This is a genomic window from Bacillus sp. 1780r2a1 (genome assembly GCA_024134725.1).
Taxonomy (GTDB): domain Bacteria; phylum Bacillota; class Bacilli; order Bacillales; family Bacillaceae_H; genus Priestia; species Priestia aryabhattai_A.
Genome location: CP099863.1, coordinates 778,336 through 796,155, shown reverse-complemented (window position 1 = coordinate 796,155; position 17,820 = coordinate 778,336). Strand labels below are relative to the sequence as shown.

Annotated in this window: 21 protein-coding genes; 7 read left to right on the top strand and 14 right to left on the bottom strand. The window is 38.0% G+C overall.

Translation table 11 applies throughout. The features are described 5' to 3' along the window. Positions 1-82 precede the first annotated feature (82 nt). From NIZ91_04125 to NIZ91_04110, 4 genes are all read right to left on the bottom strand, one after another. On the bottom strand, positions 83-202 hold the full coding sequence (locus NIZ91_04125; protein USY55851.1) for a YjcZ family sporulation protein: 120 nt from the start codon (positions 200-202) through the stop codon (positions 83-85). 82 nt (positions 203-284) lie between these two features. Further along, entirely contained in the window at positions 285-464 is a 180-nt protein-coding gene (locus NIZ91_04120; GenBank protein USY55850.1) for a hypothetical protein, read from the bottom strand. Between the two features lie 70 nt (positions 465-534). Then, entirely contained in the window at positions 535-693 is a 159-nt protein-coding gene (locus tag NIZ91_04115; GenBank protein ID USY55849.1) for a hypothetical protein, read from the bottom strand. A 70-nt stretch (positions 694-763) separates the two neighbouring features. Beyond that, entirely contained in the window at positions 764-1,201 is a 438-nt protein-coding gene (locus NIZ91_04110) for a hypothetical protein (protein USY55848.1), read from the bottom strand. 252 nt (positions 1,202-1,453) lie between these two features. On the opposite strand from NIZ91_04110, the gene NIZ91_04105 reads away from it, so the two are divergent. Together NIZ91_04105 and NIZ91_04100 are read left to right on the top strand one after the other, a co-directional pair. Further along, a complete protein-coding gene (locus tag NIZ91_04105; protein USY55847.1) occupies positions 1,454-2,185 on the top strand; it encodes a hypothetical protein in 732 nt (243 codons plus the stop codon). A 107-nt stretch (positions 2,186-2,292) separates the two neighbouring features. Continuing rightward, positions 2,293-3,150 (top strand): hypothetical protein, encoded by an 858-nt coding sequence (locus NIZ91_04100; protein USY55846.1) that lies wholly within the window; start codon positions 2,293-2,295, stop codon positions 3,148-3,150. 45 nt (positions 3,151-3,195) lie between these two features. On the opposite strand, the gene NIZ91_04095 is transcribed toward NIZ91_04100, so the two are convergent. The 5 genes from NIZ91_04095 to mgtE form a co-directional block, all read right to left on the bottom strand. Continuing rightward, on the bottom strand, positions 3,196-3,531 hold the full coding sequence (locus NIZ91_04095; GenBank protein USY55845.1) for a DUF1360 domain-containing protein: 336 nt from the start codon (positions 3,529-3,531) through the stop codon (positions 3,196-3,198). 63 nt (positions 3,532-3,594) lie between these two features. Then, a complete protein-coding gene (locus tag NIZ91_04090; protein ID USY55844.1) occupies positions 3,595-4,068 on the bottom strand; it encodes a spore coat CotO family protein in 474 nt (157 codons plus the stop codon). 129 nt (positions 4,069-4,197) lie between these two features. Next, positions 4,198-4,980, bottom strand: coding sequence for an enoyl-ACP reductase FabI (gene fabI, locus NIZ91_04085; protein USY55843.1), 783 nt, complete (start codon positions 4,978-4,980; stop codon positions 4,198-4,200). 285 nt (positions 4,981-5,265) lie between these two features. After that, positions 5,266-7,125: a monovalent cation:proton antiporter family protein gene (locus NIZ91_04080; protein ID USY55842.1), complete on the bottom strand. Its 1,860-nt coding sequence runs from the start codon at positions 7,123-7,125 to the stop codon at positions 5,266-5,268. A gap of 109 nt (positions 7,126-7,234) precedes the next feature. Next, positions 7,235-8,611 carry a magnesium transporter gene (mgtE, locus tag NIZ91_04075; GenBank protein ID USY55841.1) on the bottom strand — a complete coding sequence of 459 codons (1,377 nt, stop codon included), beginning with the start codon at positions 8,609-8,611 and terminating at the stop codon, positions 7,235-7,237. Between the two features lie 221 nt (positions 8,612-8,832). Between mgtE and prpE the strand changes: the two genes are divergently transcribed. After that, positions 8,833-9,567 carry a bis(5'-nucleosyl)-tetraphosphatase PrpE gene (gene prpE / locus NIZ91_04070; protein USY55840.1) on the top strand — a complete coding sequence of 245 codons (735 nt, stop codon included), beginning with the start codon at positions 8,833-8,835 and terminating at the stop codon, positions 9,565-9,567. A 38-nt stretch (positions 9,568-9,605) separates the two neighbouring features. Here the strand turns inward: prpE and NIZ91_04065 are convergent, their stop codons facing one another. Genes NIZ91_04065 through NIZ91_04050 form a run of 4 tightly spaced genes read right to left on the bottom strand, consistent with a single transcriptional unit; the run spans position 9,606 to position 12,424 of the window. Beyond that, a complete protein-coding gene (locus NIZ91_04065; protein USY55839.1) occupies positions 9,606-10,508 on the bottom strand; it encodes an RluA family pseudouridine synthase in 903 nt (300 codons plus the stop codon). A 15-nt stretch (positions 10,509-10,523) separates the two neighbouring features. Continuing rightward, on the bottom strand, positions 10,524-11,318 hold the full coding sequence (locus NIZ91_04060; GenBank protein USY57087.1) for an NAD kinase: 795 nt from the start codon (positions 11,316-11,318) through the stop codon (positions 10,524-10,526). A 58-nt stretch (positions 11,319-11,376) separates the two neighbouring features. After that, on the bottom strand, positions 11,377-12,018 hold the full coding sequence (locus NIZ91_04055; protein USY55838.1) for a GTP pyrophosphokinase family protein: 642 nt from the start codon (positions 12,016-12,018) through the stop codon (positions 11,377-11,379). Positions 12,019-12,037: 19 nt separating this feature from the next. Further along, positions 12,038-12,424, bottom strand: coding sequence for a hypothetical protein (locus NIZ91_04050; GenBank protein USY55837.1), 387 nt, complete (start codon positions 12,422-12,424; stop codon positions 12,038-12,040). A 308-nt stretch (positions 12,425-12,732) separates the two neighbouring features. On the opposite strand from NIZ91_04050, the gene NIZ91_04045 reads away from it, so the two are divergent. From NIZ91_04045 to NIZ91_04030, 4 genes are all read left to right on the top strand, one after another. Then, on the top strand, positions 12,733-13,323 hold the full coding sequence (locus tag NIZ91_04045; GenBank protein ID USY55836.1) for a CYTH domain-containing protein: 591 nt from the start codon (positions 12,733-12,735) through the stop codon (positions 13,321-13,323). Between the two features lie 4 nt (positions 13,324-13,327). Continuing rightward, positions 13,328-13,972, top strand: coding sequence for a lytic transglycosylase domain-containing protein (locus NIZ91_04040; protein USY55835.1), 645 nt, complete (start codon positions 13,328-13,330; stop codon positions 13,970-13,972). 218 nt (positions 13,973-14,190) lie between these two features. Then, a complete protein-coding gene (locus NIZ91_04035; protein USY55834.1) occupies positions 14,191-14,601 on the top strand; it encodes a globin in 411 nt (136 codons plus the stop codon). Between the two features lie 26 nt (positions 14,602-14,627). Next, positions 14,628-15,482, top strand: a complete 855-nt coding sequence (locus NIZ91_04030) for a DsbA family protein (GenBank protein USY57086.1) — start codon at positions 14,628-14,630, stop codon at positions 15,480-15,482. A gap of 472 nt (positions 15,483-15,954) precedes the next feature. On the opposite strand, the gene pepF is transcribed toward NIZ91_04030, so the two are convergent. Continuing rightward, entirely contained in the window at positions 15,955-17,775 is a 1,821-nt protein-coding gene (pepF, locus tag NIZ91_04025) for an oligoendopeptidase F (protein USY55833.1), read from the bottom strand. Positions 17,776-17,820 lie beyond the last annotated feature (45 nt).

The following is a 17,820-nucleotide window of genomic DNA, read 5'->3' as shown; positions in this document are numbered from 1 at the left end:
ACGGTTTGTGAGGTACAATATCAAAATAAAGTACGAGTGAATGCTCACTCGTACTCTCTTTTACTATATTCAGTAGAAGGGATTAGTTGTAACATGCACAACCAATAATAACTAATAAAATAAATAGTACTACGATTAGCGCAAAACCACCGCCGTAACCACCACCGTAGCCACAGCCATATCCGCCATATCCAAAGCCCATAATTACACCCCCTCTGTCCTTCTTCTCTATACAATATGTGATGGGGCATGAATTGGTATGGGCTTTTGGTCAAGAAATAATTTTATTGTCCAAACGGATCATCATTATAAATATCATCAATTTGCTTTTCTTGCTGCTGTAATTGACGCTCTTGCTTTTCAAATCGCTGAGATAACTTTTCCACTTCATCCATCTTTTTTTCATGAGAACCAATGATTTGCTCTTCAAAAAGTTTCTCTAATTGCTCAAAAAAATCTGCCACGTCATTCACCTCCATCTATACTATGTATAAGAAGAAAAAAAGTACTGCCAAGATAGGCAGTACAAACGGTTTAACGCTTCGGTAATTTAGATCCGCAACCACATCCACCTTGCTTTGGCATTGGCTTTTGCACAGGCTTTGAAGGATATTGAACTGCTTTTTTCATTACAGGCTGCTGATAGTAATGAGGGTGCGGGTGAGGGTATGCTTGTTTTTGATTATAATACATCCTATGGTCCCTCCTTTTCACAAAATGCAATCTATGACATTATATTCAGCTTGTAGTAAGAAGTTCAGTGTTATTTGTCCATTTTACGCTGCAGCTTTAAAAATAGATCCTGACTGTTCATATCACGCTCTCGATTCACCGCTTGTTGTCTCATTTTATGTCGCTGAACCCCGCTTAGCTTTTGCTGAAGTTCACTAAGACCTTGATTAATTGATTTATCAAATGATGAATATGCCTCTATTGCTTCTATCGGTGTTTCATCTTCCTCTACTTTTGCCTCCGGCTTTTGCTGAGCTTTTTTCTCCTGCTCTTTTTGTTCATTAATCATTGCTTTTAACCAGTCAATTTCTTCAACTAATTTTTTATTTTTTTCTCTGAAATTCTCTAAGTCTTCCTTAAGTTCTTCATAATTTAACTCTTCACTCTTATATTTTTGATATTCTTCCTTATAAAACTCTAACTCAGCTTTTAAGCTTGCAATATATTCTCTTACTTTTACTTCAGCCACAGCGATTCACTCCTTCATGTAAGCTAATTACTCATAAAATTTCTTTCTAGATGAATAACACTTTTTCTTAATATGAATATGCTGTAAGTGAGTTTATTATTTCCTTCAAATTTTATGCATGCAGCAAACTTTTCTAAATTCCGCTTTTGTCACGGTCACACAAAACCGGGTCATTCATACACTATAGTAGTCCGATACCTAGTTAACGAATAGCATAAAGGAAGGACAATTACGATTAGGAGGTAAAAAAGAATGGGAGAACATTTAGATTCATTATGTATTCGCGTTCCTAAAGTATATGATTGGGTGAAGCGTGAAATCTCTTTAGAGCGTCTTTATAGCAACGGTTCATTAGAGTTTGGCAACTTTGATCCTACATCACCTTATGTAGACGTTGAGGTTATCTTAACAGATGCAGCAGGCAACCCGCTTGATTTAAACGATGAAGATGCAATTGCAGAAGTGATTGAAATTCCAACATGTAAAAAACATGGACGCAAACACAAAGAAATTTTATTACCTGATGGAGAAGTAGTTACTCTACACGAAGTGAAACTATCTATGAATGGTTTCTGTCGTATCAAATTTACAAGAGATGAGTTCGGTTGTGACGATCTAGGTACGCCAAGCTGTTACTTGTCACCAGTAGTACCATGGTCTACAACACAGCGCTTCTACTTATGTGCACCAGAAGGCACATATCCAGTTGTACGTTTAGACAACTTTGATGGTCAAGGAGACGTTCGATCATTACCAACTGGTGGATTCGAAAGCTTAGATTTAGAAATGATGCTTTGCGTTAGTGTTCAAGTAGAGCGTTATGTAAATATTGAAGTAGAAGGTAGCTATTGCCACCCTCGCCCAGAACTTCTAGAAACGTTAGGATGCGGACCAATTATTCATCCACCACAATGTCACGAGTTATTCCCTGGCACTCATCACTCACATGAAGAAGATCACGGCGGAGAATACGAATTCGAATAAGTCAATGCATAATCAGAGGAGAATTTTTCTCCTCTTTTTTCATTGATAGCCATTGCTTCGCATACATATGAAATATTGATAGCTACGTTACGAAAGGAGATTATATAATGTCCCCTTCATCTAAAGATGATTCAATGGTAATGCGCCAAAAGCTCATTCACTATAAATCTGAACTAAAAAATTATGAAAATCAGCTGAGACAGCTGGAACGAGCACTCGACCGAGAGAAAGAAAACGCCTCGTTTTGGAAAAACAAACACGCTGAAGCCTATTCAGTCAATGACAAAGATACAGAGCTTGAAGAGCTTGAAAGAGAGCTTTATCATCTTAAAAATGAGCACTCAGAGCAAGCTATTATCATTGAGTCTTTAAAAGAAAGAATTTCTCGCAAGCAGCCCATTATCGAAGAAAAAGTCATTGAGAAAATCATCGAAAAGCCTGTTGAGAAAGTGGTAGAAAAGCGTGTAGAAGTAAAAGTTGATCGCTTTCAAGCGACTGACGTCATTAGTTATTTTCAACACTCTGTCTTGTTGCCAACTCCAGATGAGGAAGAAATGATGATCCTTGGAAACGCTATAATTACAAATCAAACAAGCAAACCGCTTACTTCACCCGTTATCTGCTTAAAAGTAAAACCTCACGAAAACGTAGCACTAATTGGAAAGATTGTGGATGAAAAAGAAATTGAAGATTCCACTATTCCACCATCAGCCATTCAGTGGAAGTATGCTCATCCAAAATGGCGAGAAAGAATCAAACAAGAGGGTGAATATTGGATTAGACCTACCCGCTCTGCCCAGCTAGCACCTAATCAGCCATTGCGCTTTGAATCATTTCAGCTTCTCGTTCCAAAAGAACTAAGCTCATCTTTTGTTATTGTAGAAGGTTATTTTTACAGTGAAGAATGGAAGCAAGGCATCCCTTTTCTAAATAAAATCGTCCTCACTCTTCCGACAGAAGAATAAAAAACAATCGGCTGTAAGTCGATTGTTTTTTCTATGCCCGTCCATTTATTTCATAAATGATTCAATAATGCCTGCACATCCAGCAATGGCTAAAATAATGATTGCTGGAATAGCTACCTGTGGAAAAAACGTGTAGCCTGCATAAATTGCAATTGCACACCACATGCCCGTACACCAATAACAGCTTAAGAGTTCTCCAATCCATTTCCTAAGCCCTTTTCCCTTTACTGTTAAGTAAGTCATTTCATTGCCTTGTTCATCAACTTCCTTAACCATTTCGTGAAACGGCTGGCGAATAAAACCTGTGATTTTATCAAATACAATCAGCCTTGTGAGGCGAAACGTAGCAAAAACAAATAAAAATAAATAAATCCAGGTCATGTGAAACCCACCTTTACTGAAAAAAGCTAACAAGAAAAATTCGTTTGTTAGCTTTTTGCTTCTTTAAATCTTAACAATTGAAATCGTTATAATATCTTTGACAGGCACACGATTGGGCTTGTCATGTGGGGGAACTAAAATCGATAATTCACCGTCTGCAAATTCTACAATCGTTCCAATAAATGACTTTCCTTCTACGCTTATTTCACAAATGGGCTGTGCCATATGTTTTGGAAATCCACATAGAAAATTAATTTTTTCACTAATGTTCATATATTGAAATGCTTTATTTGGTTTCTTTTGCTCTTTGTGTTTATGAACATTCGCAGGTAACCCAGCTTTCTCAGGCTTAACTTCCTGTGATTTTACGTCCTGAATAGGTGAGAAAGTTGGTTCTTCTTTTAAAGGCTGCTGCTCTTTTTCGTTTTGCTTTGAACTATAAAAATATTGCATCGATCTTGTTGTTTGTGCTTGAGTGGGCTGCACAATATACATTAAAGGCTCGTTGTCTTCGGACCTTGAGCGAGAGTCAGTCATGAAGCATACCTCCCATTGCTTGTTATCGTTCTCTTAAAAATGTATGCTTGCTTTCTAGAAAACTTGTTTCTTTTTTTATGACCATACAAAAAAAGAGCGCTACATGTTGTAGCGCTCTTACAAGAACGATTAACGTCCAATAATATGGAAACCAGAATCCACGTGTAGGTTTTCGCCTGTAATTCCACGTGATAGATCGCTGAATAAGAATGTTGCCGTATCTCCAACTTCTTCTGGAGTTGTTGTGCGACGAAGCGGTGCACGCTCTTCAATTTGTTTTAAAATTGAGTTAAAGTCGCTAATTCCTTTTGCAGATAACGTACGAATTGGTCCTGCAGAAATTGAGTTAACGCGAATACCGTGCTGACCTAAGTCTGAAGCTAAATAGCGTACGCTAGCATCTAATGAAGCTTTAGCTACGCCCATTACGTTATAGTTCTGAACAACGCGCTCTCCGCCTAAATAAGTTAGGGTTACGATGCTTCCGCCTTCTGTCATTAGCTCTTTTGCTTCACGAGCAACAGCTGTAAGTGAATATGAGCTAATATTGTGAGCTAAAAGGAAACCATCACGAGACGTATCTACAAAATTGCCATCTAAATCTTCGCGATTTGCAAACGCAATACAATGTGCTACGCCATGAATATGGCCTACTTCTTCTTTAATTTTTGTGAAACATGCTTTAATGTCTTCATCTTGTGTTACGTCACAAGGTAATACAAGCGTATCTTCACGCTCTAATGAAGCTGCAAGATCGCGAACATTTTTCTCTAAGCGTTCTCCCGCATATGTAAATACTAAACGTGCGCCTGCTTCGTGCAATGAACGAGCAATTCCCCACGCAATGCTTCGTTTATTTGCTACTCCCATAACAACAAATGTGCGGTTCTCTAAGGATAAGCTTTTTAACATCTTTTAATATCCTCCTACTTATTACAAGTTATTAGTACCTGGTATTAATATAAGTATAACATAGGAGAAGTCTAAAAAGCTATCATTTATATCTACAAAAGAAGCTGAGACATAATAAAATGCTCGCTTTTTAAAGACAAATTATGACGTTTCTAATACAGGTACAAGTTCGCTTCATTTCTCTTCACTACTCTTTTAAATTAGCTTACATATTAAAAAACCCGGAAAATTAAGAGTTAACTCTCAGTTTTCCGGATAGCTTATTGACTGAAAGGCTTATTTTTATTAACGAATTTTATACTCTAAAAGCATTTTGAGCTCATTTACGTAGGAACGTGATCCCGTTACAATCAACCGGTCATCTAACGCAAGTTCCGTATCGCCGTGAGGAACGATGGAGTCTTTCCCTCTAAAGATACGAACAAAGATGACATCACCCGTAAATGGAAATTTACGAAGCTCTACTCCCTGATATTTTGGGTTACGCATATTGATTTGGTAAAGAGCCGACTCTTGGTTCGTTAAAATATTTAAAACCGTAGGTGACTCAATTAACGCTTTTAATAGCGCTGTGGTTGATAATAGTACAGAGAAGACTTCCACTTGATTTGCTTTTAGCTTTTCATCGAGTTCTGGCGTTTCAACACGCGCAATGACTCGACCTGTCCCATATTCTTTGGCAGCTAAAGCAATTGATGTATTGCGCTCTTCTTCTCCTGTTGTAACAACGAGTACATCTGTATCTAAAATACCTTGTTTTTTTAGATAGTCCACATCATAAGATTCAATATCATTAATATTAAAAACAGTGTCAGACGTACGGTTATCTAGCTTTTCATTTGATGTATGATAAATCGTTACGTCATACATATTTAAATCAAGATCTCGAATTACTGGTAGGGTAAATTGATTCGCACCAAGCATGTTGATTTTAAGCTTCTTGTCATTGATTTCTGGCTTTGGAAACAGCTTTCTAAAGACGATTGGCGTAATAATACACGTAATGACCGCTACTAGAATGAGAGCCCCTGACATCTGTGAATCAATGACACCAATATTTTCACCAACCGTAGCTGCGGCAATAACGAGTGAAAGCGTTGATGTTAATAGAAAGCCTGATGCCAACACTGTTTTTGTATCGTACCAAATGCGCATAATCATTACTGGTAACAGCTTTGATAACAATAAAGCTAACAGCAATAAAGGCATTAGAAGAAGTACTTTTGAATCTCCAAACAACGACCAAATATCAAGGTCTACTCCAACCATTACAAAAAAGATGGGAATTAAAAACCCGTAGCCGAAGGAATCTAGTTTATGCACGAGATTTTTATCTGGAGCAAGCAGTGATACAAGCACACCCGCTAAAAAGGCTCCTAAGATATTTTCCGCTCCAATTGATTCAGAAAGTCCCACTAGGATAATAATAAGAGCAAATACTGCCCGCGTATCAATCTGAACCGTTCCTTTAGACATTGTTTCAAGGAATGAGCGATGCTTAAACTGCTTACCGATAAAGTAGAAGAGAACACCGGCAGCAAACAGAATAAGCAGTAACCATGTGTTTCCTCCTCCCGACTCTGCATAAATTGATGCAAAAACAGCAAGAAGAATCATCGTCACAAGATCTGCAATAACTGCAATAAGTAAGATGGTTTGCCCAATGGACTTCTTCATAATCTGGGCATCCTTTAGCGTTGGAACAACAACGCCAAGTGAAATCGTTGAAATAATAAGCGTCATTAGAAACGCATTGTCAATAAACCCTGTCCAGACAAAGATATAGGATAATAACAAGGAAACAGCAAAAATAGCAATAAATACAATGGTTGATACAGCAAACGAATTTGGGATCGTTTTACCTGATTTCGTCTTTTCCTTCTTTTGTCCACCTGCAAATGCAGAAAAATCAATTTCTAGCCCGCTTAAAAACATTAAAAAGATAAAGCCAAGGGTAGACAACGTCTCTAACCACATATCTTGTTGAACGAGATCAAATCCACTTTTTCCGATAATTAACCCCATAATAATTTCAGCTACTACAACAGGGATAACGTTGAGTTTAAAGCGATGAAGTAGAATTGGTGTTAAAAAAGCGACCGTAATTACAATAACAAGTGAGGTTACGGATGCATGATGTTCCATCTACTTTTCCCTCCTTTTCCTTCACCTGCTTAGTATAATGAAAGTATATTAAGCCAGTGTTAAATTTAAATGTCAAGCATAAAAGGCGATGCCTAATCTGTCAACAACTCTATTTTAAATAGCTCATAAAAGTTGTTGCTAATCCAAAGTAAATTAAAATACTAATAAGATCATTAATCGTAGTAATAAACGGTCCAGATGCCACCGCAGGGTCAATCTTCAAACGATGCATGAATAGCGGGATAAATGCGCCCGTTATCGTTGCAACAGTTAGCGTTGCAAATATAGAAATGCCAACCAGCGCTCCTAAAATCAAGTCACCCTGCCATACGTATACAATTAGCGTTACGGCAATACCAGAGAATCCTCCTGTAATTAGACCTGTTAATGCTTCACGAATGAGAAGCTTTAATTTTCCTTCTTCTTGAATTTCTCCGGTTGCAATTCCCCGAACGGCTACGGCTAGCGCTTGAGTACCGGTGTTCCCTGCCATTCCGCCAATTAAAGGAATAAAGATTGCTAAAATAGCTACTTGATTTAGCGTATCCTCAAAACGCCCAATTAAACTCGCCGTCATCAAACCTAAAAACAAAAGAATAATTAACCAAGGTAAACGCTTTTTAGCTGCATTAAAAGGGTTGTTGCTTGCCGTATCGTCTACGTCGCTAAGACCTGCGAGTTTAGAGTAATCGTCAGATGCTTCTTCATCCATTACATCAATCACATCATCGACGGTAATGATTCCAAGAAGGTGCTGCTGAAAGTCTACTACGGGTAACGCTAAGAAATTATAGTCCCTCATAATGCGTGCAACTTCTTCTTGGTCTTCCGCAACGGATACCGATACAACACGTTCACTCATGACATCACTAATCATGGTTTCTTCATCTGCAACAATTAAGTCCCTTAAGGAAATAACACCTACTAAATGTTTTTGTTCATCCACAACAAACGTATAGTAAATGGTTTCAGCTCCTGGAGCTTCTCTCCTTAAAATTTGCATCGCAGAGCGAACCGTTTGGTTTGCTTTAATTGCGATAAACTCTGTTGTCATGATACTGCCGGCCGTGTACTCTTCATAGTGAAGTAATTCTTTAATTTCATCCGCTGCTTCTTCATCCATAATGGTTAAATAGCTCGCTACTTGCTCTTTATCCAACTCGTTTAAAACATCAACTGCGTCATCCGTTGACATCTCAGCTAGCATATCCGCAGCAAAGGTTGGGTGCATCTCTGAAAGCAAATCCTGATAGTCTTCTTCAGGCACTTCCACCTGTTCGAAAATGTCAGCCATTTCTTCTGGAGAAAGCATTTCATAGAGAGCAAATCGCAAATCTTCGTCTAGCTCTTCAAAAAACTGACCTTGATCATACGGGTGCATCTCTAGAAACTCTTCTCGAAATGCATCAATTTTATTTTCTTTGAGCAAGTTAATCAAGTCTTCTTGAAGTCTCTTTTGTTCTTCTCTTTCCATTGATTCAGTCATAACTATTTCCTCCTCTCAGAACAAAACTTCCCTTACTGTATTATGAAATGAACTAGATTTCAACTCATAACTCGTAGTAAAATCTTAAAAACTTCTGTTTATCTAAGTATTATGTGATAAATCTTATCGATAGTTTGCACAATATAGAATGAAATTTCTACATCCTAAAAGGTTTATTTTTCAAACGATACAAAATTCATTAGAAAAGAGCGTGAAGAAATGTGAAGCTAGATATAATCGGAGATATTCATGGCTGCTACGATGAGCTTGTAGAATTAACAACTAAACTAGGCTATAGCTGGAACTCTTCCTATCCCGTCCATCCAGAAAATAGACACTTAGCCTTTGTAGGAGACTTGATGGACCGAGGACCTCACTCCTTAAAGGTAATCGAGCTTGTTTGGCATCTCGTTGTTAAACAAAAAAAAGCTTATTACTGCCCTGGAAACCACTGCAATAAGCTTTATCGATTTTTCAAAGGAAACAAAGTCCAAATTAAACATGGGTTAGAAACAACCGTAGCTGAATATAATGCCCTCTCCCAAACGCAGCAGCAAGATATTAAACATAAGTTTATGGAACTTTATGAGAATGCCCCTCTTTATGTTCACTTAAAACATGAACAGCTTGTTATTGCACACGCTGGAATTCGGGCAGACTATATTGGTCGAAGCGATAAAAAAGTTAAAACGTTTGTTTTATACGGAGACATTACTGGAGAAACCCATCCAGACGGATCACCTGTGCGGAATGACTGGGCTCAACACTACAATGGAACGCCATTGGTTGTTTACGGTCACACACCCATTACGTCTCCTAAGCTACGTAACAACACTATTAATATTGATACGGGAGCTGTATTTGGCGGCAAGTTAACTGCGTTTCGCTACCCTGAAAAAGAGCTTGTTTCCGTGTCTTCTTCTATGCCTTATGTAGCTGAAAAGTTTAAAGGATAGCATAAGAGCACTACTCACGAGTAGTGCTCTTATCGTATTTACCCTCTGCTTTGTTGAACCAAACGCTGCATATCATCAGGAAGCGGTGATTGAAATGATACTTCCCGTTGCAAAATGGGATGAAAGAATGTGAGCTTATAGCTATGTAGCGCCTGTCTGCTTATTCTCTCTCTGCTTCCACCGTATAGAGAGTCGCCGAGTAAAGGATTCCCCACATACTCCATATGAACACGAATTTGGTGCGTACGCCCTGTATCCAGCTGTAAGTCCACTTCGGAAAATCCATCGTACTCTTCAATCACTTTGTAGTGCGTAACAGCATACTGACCATCTGAACGTACCACTCTTTCAATGATACTACCGTTCTTCCTTCCAATTGGAACGTTAATTACCCCCTCTTTTTTAGAAAGGGTTCCGTGAACAAGCGCACGATATGTACGCTTAATTGCTCGTTGCTCTTGAGCTTGAGAAAATAAGAAATGAACGTGTCGATACTTAGCGACTATTAATAAACCTGAAGTATCACGATCTAACCTATTTACTAAGTGAATGGTAGAAGCAATACTGTTTTGCTCATAGTAAAACAGCAGCGCATTGCTTAGCGAATCATCCAGGTGCTCTCGTGTTGGAATACTAGGCATCCCAGCGGATTTATTAATGACCAACAAGTAGTCATCTTCATAAATCACATCTAACGGTAGGCATGCAGGTTTAAGACTTTCACTTGGATATTCAAGTGGAAACGTTACTTTTACAAAGTCTCCAGTAGTAAGTTTATACCGAACATTTACTTTCTCGTCATTTACTTCAATACAGCCACCCTTAAACTTAATATCTGTTAATGCAGCTCGAGATATATGTTGTCTTTTTAAAAAGTCACGTAATAAAGAGCCACTAAATGAATCCGTTACGTTCCAGGTTAACGTAAATAGCTTGTGCATATCATATCTCTCCACTTAGTCACATACAAATGAATCTCTTACTCGCTGCCAAAATGGAAAAGCTCTGAAGCGTGCAAAACGAATCTTTTCATTCGCAACTCGACACTGAATAGACTTAACGTTTTTGTGTAGCAACGTTAAATGATCAATGGTGATTTGGAAATCTGAGTAATTAACAGGTTTTAATAAAGCGGTATGGTGTCCTGGTAACACGAGAGGAGATCCGATTGTACGAAACACACGATTATTAATAGAAGCCATTTCGGCAATCTGAATCGCATGCAGTGACGGATGCAAAATAGCACCTCCAAGGGACTTATTATAAGCTGTACTTCCTGATGGAGTTGAAATACATAATCCATCCCCTCGGAATGTTTCAAACTGCTGACCTCTAATTTCAACATCCATAACAAGTGAGCCTTCCACGCTTTTTACCGTGCACTCATTGAGTGCTAAAGAACGTGCTTCCTTTTCTCCGGTTGTGTAACGAATAATAACCTCAAGCAGTGGATATTCAACAACTTGATAAGGTGTTTTGGCAATAGCAATGACTAACTTCTCAATTTCATCTGGTGTCCAGTCTGCATAAAACCCTAAATGTCCTGTATGTACTCCAACAAAAGCCGTTTTGTCTAACCGATATTGATAATGGTGAAAGGCATACAATAACGTGCCATCTCCACCCACTGAAATCACAATATCTGGTTCATCTTCGTCTTGCTCTAAGTGAAAATCTAATAAGTACGTTTTCATTCGTTGCATTAATGTATTTGAAACTTGATCGCCCCTGGACGTAATAGCAAACTTGATATTACTCACCTTCTTCCCCCCTATCTGTGTTGAAAAACCTGATATGAATTTTTATTCTTTATTCATTTTCCGTTTTCTCTGATTCTTTTTTACGCGAAAAGAATACCTGAGCTTCTTGAATTTCCCCTCGAATTTTTGACATCTCTTCATCTAGCTGAAAAGCTGCTTCTGATGCTCGTTGAAGTCGTTCTTTAATCTCTTGAGGAAAATTGCCACTGTATTTATAGTTTAAAGAATGTTCAATCGTGGCCCAAAAATTCATCGCTAGCGTACGAATTTGAATTTCTGCTAAGATTTGCTTTTCTCCGTGTATGGTCTGAACAGGATAGCAAATGACCATGTGATAGGAGCGATACCCACTTTCTTTTTGATGAGTAATATAATCTCGCTCTTCTACTACCTTAAAGTCTGTACGCTGCCTTAGGATTTCAACTACTGCTTTAATGTCATCTGTAAATTGACACATCATACGTAGACCTGCAATGTCCTGCATCTCTTCCTCTAAACGCTCTAAAGAAATGTTTTTTCTCGCCGCTTTATCTAAAATACTAGCAATGGGTTTCACTCGGCCTGTTACAAACTCAATTGGAGAATGCGTAGACCTCATATCGTATTGAGAGCGCATGCCTTTTAACTTTACTTTAAGTTCTTCTACCGCTTGTTTATACGGTCCTAAAAATAAGTCCCAATGCCTTACCATTGCTATCCCCCTCACCTTGTTAACTGCTTTTTTTATCTAAGAAAACCTCTTCTACTCTTGCTACCATATCATCTCCGTAGTTTACATTACCTTCAATGTTGCTGATTAAGTATGTTAACTCTTCTTTCATAGCCGTTAGCTCAACGACTTGCTTATTAACTTCTAAAAACACTTTTTTATCATCTTGTAAAACGTTCTTTAGGTGTGGCCACATATTGTCACTTAGTCCAACATACATAAACTGCTCGTTGACCTCCACAATGTATACGAATGACATATTGTCTGAATCAGCAAGCACTTGCTTCATATCTTCAATCTGCTCGATTTGTTGTTCAATAGCCTCTGCCTTTAAATGTAGTTCATCTTTCTTCATCACACAGGTTGTGATTTCGATTCGATTTTGCATATATATACTCCTTCCAACTATACAATTCGTTCTTATTTTAACACATTCAAACCCGGTTTAATAAAGCGAAACGAAATCTATTCAGGTTTTCTCCTACTTTCTATGTCGTCTCTTTTACAAAACGTTGATTGATTCGAGATATTAACGATACAAATTAACCAATTTATGATAGATTATAAATGAAATCTTATGATAACAATGCAGTTGTTTTTCTAATCGTAAAGAGAAACATAGGTATGCTAAACATTATAAAAAAACGTCTTATTAAATATATCCTTACAGATCCATCATAAAGGAGCTTATGTAGCATGAAACAAGAAATTGAAATTGAATTTAAAAACTTAGTAAACAAGAGTGAATTTAAAAAATTACTAGCTTATTTCCAACTAACAGACCGTGATTTTATCATGCAGGAAAATCATTATTTTGATACAAATGACTTTCAGCTAAAAAGCGCAGGAGCTGCTTTACGAATTCGAAACAAAAATGGAAAGTTTGTTTTAACTTTAAAGCAGCCTCATGAAAATGGGTTATTAGAAACACATGTTGAGATTACAGAGCCACAAGCACAAGAGCTGATGACTGAAAAAGAGAACTTTCCAACTGAAATGGCAGTAGCTCTCCAGCAGCTTGGTGTATCATCAGCAGACCTCACTTACTTTGGCACACTCCAAACGTACCGAGCAGAAATTGAATACAAGAGCGGTTTGCTTGTATTTGACCATAGTTTTTATTTGGACACCGATGATGTAGAGATTGAGTATGAAGTTCAGGATGAAAAACAAGGACTACTTGCATTCGAGAACTTACTGCAAGACTTTGAAATCCCTAAGCGTAATACAGCGAACAAGATCAAACGTTTTTACGATCGCAAATATCAATTATTAAGTGAGGAATAAATCAATGGATGTTCGAGCTTATCAAACGTGGTTACAGCTACAGACTTTGCAAACATTTACGGCAAAGCAACCGACAACTTCACCTGCAACACTTTTAAATCCGTCGATATTTGCAAACATTTTGGCACAATATATATCTGAAGAGACAGGTGCTAATGAGCCAACAGCTCAACTCACTTTTGCATCTAATGTTCTGCCTCTGAAAATGAATGCGGATCCTTATGTCAATAAGCAGGTTCAAAGAAGAAGTTCGCCTACATCACCAATCACTGGATCACGCTTTGATGATCTGATTAATGAAGCAGCTTCGAAATATAATCTAGATCCTAAATTAATTTCAGCTGTGATTAAACAAGAATCTAACTTTAATCCTAATGCCAAAAGCTATGCAGGTGCATTAGGATTAATGCAGCTCATGCCCGCAACGGCTAACTACCTTGGCGTTCAAAATGCGCTTAACCCTCGAGAAAACATTTTAGGAGGCGCAAAATATTTACGGCAAATGCTTGATAAATATAACGGGAACGTTAAGCTTGCTCTTGCCGCCTATAACGCAGGGCCAGGAAATGTCGATAAATACGGTGGTATTCCGCCTTTTAAAGAAACACAAAATTATGTTGCTAAAATTACGTCTACTTATAATGCATAGAAAGCAACTCATCATTTTCGGAAAAGGTATGTGAAGAAATTTTTTCTATGAACTCTGCTACTTTTTCACTGATTTCTTTATCTAGCTACCCTATCACCTTTTCTGTTTGAAGCGGATAGTTTGAGATAAATAAGGTACACTGCTAAAATTAAGAAAAACGATGGTACTACTCCATTACACTTGATGGAGTATATTTCTAGGATAAAGGAGTTATCAACATGAAAGAAAAAGTCAAATCTCCCTACGAACTATTGGGCGGTGAACATACGATTTCCAAACTTGTTGATGCTTTTTATAATAGGGTAGCTAGTCACCCAGATTTAGCCCCTATCTTTCCAATAGATTTAACGGAAACAACACGAAAGCAAAAACAATTTTTAACACAATATTTAGGCGGGCCGGCTCTATATACTGAAGAACATGGACACCCTATGTTACGTGCAAGACATTTGCCTTTTGAGATTACGCCAGCTCGCGCAAAAGCATGGCTTCATTGTATGCATGAGGCAATGGATGAAATTGGCTTAGAAGGTCCGTTACGAGATGAACTTTATCACCGGCTCATTCTGACTGCTCAACATATGGTTAATTCACACGAACAGAACGATGAGAAAGGATTTTCACATTGAAGAATTTACACAGCGAACATCAATCATTGCGACACCTTTGTCAGGGTTCTAATCAGAAGCCACTAGAAATTTACGTATTTGTTGATCCACTTTGTCCAGAATGCTGGGCGCTAGAACCTATCTTAAAAAAATTGCAGATTGAGTATGGAAACTGGATTACCCTCAAACATGTTTTAACCAGCAATTTACAACAGCTAAACATTGGGACAAAAAAGAAATTTGAAGATATGGCTAAAACATGGGAACAAACAGCTTGCCGATCCGGTATGTCGTGCGACGGTAACCTGTGGCTTGAAAACCCTATTTCAACACCATTCGCCGCATCTATTGCAATTAAAGCTGCGGGTTTACAGGGGAAAAAACAAGGCATTCGCTTTTTACGAAAACTTCGAGAAGCATTATTTTTAGAAAAACAAAACGTTGAAAAAGAAGATGTGCTTGTAAAATGTGCAGAAGAAATTGGACTCGATGTTGACGAATTTGTGCGAGATTTACACGCTGAGCATGCTACAAAAGCCTTCCAATGCGATTTAAAAATCACATCAGAAATGGACGTAACTGACATTCCGACACTTGTGTTTTTTAACGAAAAAGTTGAAGAAGAAGGAATTAAGATTTCTGGTCATTATTCATACGAAACTTATGTACACATCATTTATGAAATGTTAGAAGAAGAACAAATCAATCCACTTCCGCTTCCACCTCTGCGATCGTTTTTAGCTTATTTTCAATTTGTCGCAGCAAAAGAAGTAGCCGTTGTTTATGATATCTCTACTGAGCAAGCTGAGCGAGAACTAAAAAAACTTCAGCTTCAACGCCTGGTAGAACAAGTTCCAGTGAAATACGGTACGTTTTGGAGAAGCTTAGAAAAAGGCTGTTAGTATACAAAAAAGACTTGGCAAATGCCAAGTCTTTTTGTTTGTCCTAAGACAACAAGGGGATGGGAGAAATTTTTCACGGTCAAACAAAGGGGTATATGTTTGTTTTGTGATAAACTTCACGATTATTACTATAGCAAATTATGTCGAGTTTTGACAACCCCTTTTTGAGATTTTCATGATTTTTTTTAAAAAAAGTATATTTTGATACCTTACTTCATATAGTTCAAGCATGACAAGCAAGCGAGGTGACCAACCATAAAGCTAATCGGAGTAATCATCAGCATCGCCATTCTCTGTTTTTCCTTTATCTTTTATTTACTGTCGTTAATGAAGCTTGCACCGCTTCTAATTGCTGCTCCTCTTTTACTTCTCTCTCTGTTCATTACTATTATGCTTCTTAATTCATTTAATCGATTTCGAGGATTTAAATAAACAAAGCTTTGCGGATGCGCAAAGCTTTGTTTATTTTCATTTAATTGTTCTCTAACAAACGTTCCATCTCTTCAAGCTTTTCTTTAAATACTTCTAATGCTTCTTTGATTGGCTCAGCAGTTGTCATATCAACTCCTGCGCGTTTCAGCACTTCAATTGGGTAATCAGAGCTTCCAGCTTTTAAGAAGCCAAGGTAACGTTCAACAGCCGCATCCCCTTCTTCAAGAATTTGTTTGCTTAACGCTGCAGCTGCGCTGAAGCCTGTTGCGTATTGATACACATAGTAATTGTAGTAGAAGTGTGGGATTCTCGCCCACTCTAAGCCAATTTCTTCATCAATGACTAAATTATCACCAAAATACTTTTTATTTAAATCATAGTATAGCTTCGTTAACAACTCTGGTGTTAGCGGTTCACCATTTTGAGCTCGAACGTGGATTTCATGCTCAAACTCAGCGAACATCGTTTGACGGAACACGGTACCGCGGAAGCCTTCTAAATAATGATTTAATAAGTACAATCTCTTCTTTTCATCGTCGATTGTTTTCAATAAATAATCATTTAATAACGCTTCGTTACACGTAGATGCTACTTCAGCGACAAAGATTGAATAATCGCCGTATGGGTAAGGCTGTTCTTTACGCGTATAGTAACTGTGCACAGAATGACCAAACTCATGAGCTAATGTGAAAAGATTGTTCACGTTGTCCTGCCAGTTCATTAAAATATATGGATTTGTTCCATATGTTCCAGAAGAATAAGCACCACTTCGCTTTCCTTTGTTTTCGTGCACATCCACCCAACGGTTTTCAAATCCTTCTTTTAAAATGGAAATATACTCTTCTCCAAGTGGTGCCAAGCCCTTTAATAAATAATCTTTTGCTTCGCTATATGGTATTTCCATTTTGACGTCTTGCACAAGCGGTGTATAAAGATCATACATGTGAAGCTCATCAACGCCTAACACTTTCTTTCGCAGGTCAATATAGCGCTGTAACAGAGGCAGATATTCGTTTACCGTGGCAACTAAATTATCATATACCTCTTCTGGAATATTGTTTGCGCTTAGAGCTGCATGACGAGCTGATTCGTAGTTACGGACCTTAGCGCTAAAGTTATCTTTTTTAACTGTTCCGCTAAGAGTGCTCGCAAATGTATTTTTAAATTTACCATACGTGTCATAGACGGCTTTAAACGCATCTTCTCTAACACGGCGATCACTGCTTTCTAAAAAGCGTATATAACGACCATGGGTAATCTCCACTTCTTCCCCGTTTTCATCTTTAATAGATGGAAACTCTAAATCCGCATTATTCAGCATACCGAACGTATTACTTGATGCTCCTAGCGCTTCGGACGCCTGTGCTAAAATAGCTTCTTCACTCTCAGAAAGGATATGAGGACGCTCACGATTTACTTCATCTAACGCGTGTGCATACAGCTGTAAATCCTTGCTTTCTTCTAGATATTGTTTTAGCGTTGCCTCATCTACTGCTAAAAGTTCAGGCGTGACATAAGATAATGCACTCGCGATTTCTGTATACAACGTTTTAATTCGATCATTTAATCCTTGATAGAATGAGTTGGTTGTATCTTGGTCATACCTCATATGTGCATATGTATAAAGCTTACTGACGCGCATTGTTAGTTCATCTTGCTGCTGCAATGCTTTAAAAAGCGTGTCTGCTGATTCTCCAAGCTTTCCGCGATATTGCTCCATCTCTGGAACTAACGCTTTAACAGCTTGAAATTCCTTCTCCCACGCTTCATCTGTTTCAAAGATATCTTCTAATCTCCATGTATCTTCTATCTTAATTTCACTGCGGTTTGGCAACTTTTTCACTGTAGATTGTTCACTCATATTAACACCCTTCCATCTTTTACTTCGACTCTGTTACTAACTTCG

Bases quoted from the DNA above. Each gene is read 5' to 3' on its own strand.
- NIZ91_04125 (USY55851.1), bottom strand. From the start codon at position 202: ATGGGCTTTGGATATGGCGGATATGGCTGTGGCTACGGTGGTGGTTAC.
- NIZ91_04115 (USY55849.1), bottom strand. From the start codon at position 693: ATGTATTATAATCAAAAACAAGCATACCCTCACCCGCACCCTCATTAC.
- NIZ91_04105 (USY55847.1), top strand. From the start codon at position 1,454: ATGGGAGAACATTTAGATTCATTATGTATTCGCGTTCCTAAAGTATAT.
- NIZ91_04100 (USY55846.1), top strand. From the start codon at position 2,293: ATGTCCCCTTCATCTAAAGATGATTCAATGGTAATGCGCCAAAAGCTC.
- NIZ91_04095 (USY55845.1), bottom strand. From the start codon at position 3,531: ATGACCTGGATTTATTTATTTTTATTTGTTTTTGCTACGTTTCGCCTC.
- NIZ91_04090 (USY55844.1), bottom strand. From the start codon at position 4,068: ATGACTGACTCTCGCTCAAGGTCCGAAGACAACGAGCCTTTAATGTAT.
- fabI (USY55843.1), bottom strand. From the start codon at position 4,980: ATGTTAAAAAGCTTATCCTTAGAGAACCGCACATTTGTTGTTATGGGA.
- NIZ91_04080 (USY55842.1), bottom strand. From the start codon at position 7,125: ATGGAACATCATGCATCCGTAACCTCACTTGTTATTGTAATTACGGTC.
- mgtE (USY55841.1), bottom strand. From the start codon at position 8,611: ATGACTGAATCAATGGAAAGAGAAGAACAAAAGAGACTTCAAGAAGAC.
- NIZ91_04065 (USY55839.1), bottom strand. From the start codon at position 10,508: ATGCACAAGCTATTTACGTTAACCTGGAACGTAACGGATTCATTTAGT.
- NIZ91_04055 (USY55838.1), bottom strand. From the start codon at position 12,018: ATGGTAAGGCATTGGGACTTATTTTTAGGACCGTATAAACAAGCGGTA.
- NIZ91_04050 (USY55837.1), bottom strand. From the start codon at position 12,424: ATGCAAAATCGAATCGAAATCACAACCTGTGTGATGAAGAAAGATGAA.
- NIZ91_04045 (USY55836.1), top strand. From the start codon at position 12,733: ATGAAACAAGAAATTGAAATTGAATTTAAAAACTTAGTAAACAAGAGT.
- NIZ91_04040 (USY55835.1), top strand. From the start codon at position 13,328: ATGGATGTTCGAGCTTATCAAACGTGGTTACAGCTACAGACTTTGCAA.
- NIZ91_04035 (USY55834.1), top strand. From the start codon at position 14,191: ATGAAAGAAAAAGTCAAATCTCCCTACGAACTATTGGGCGGTGAACAT.
- pepF (USY55833.1), bottom strand. From the start codon at position 17,775: ATGAGTGAACAATCTACAGTGAAAAAGTTGCCAAACCGCAGTGAAATT.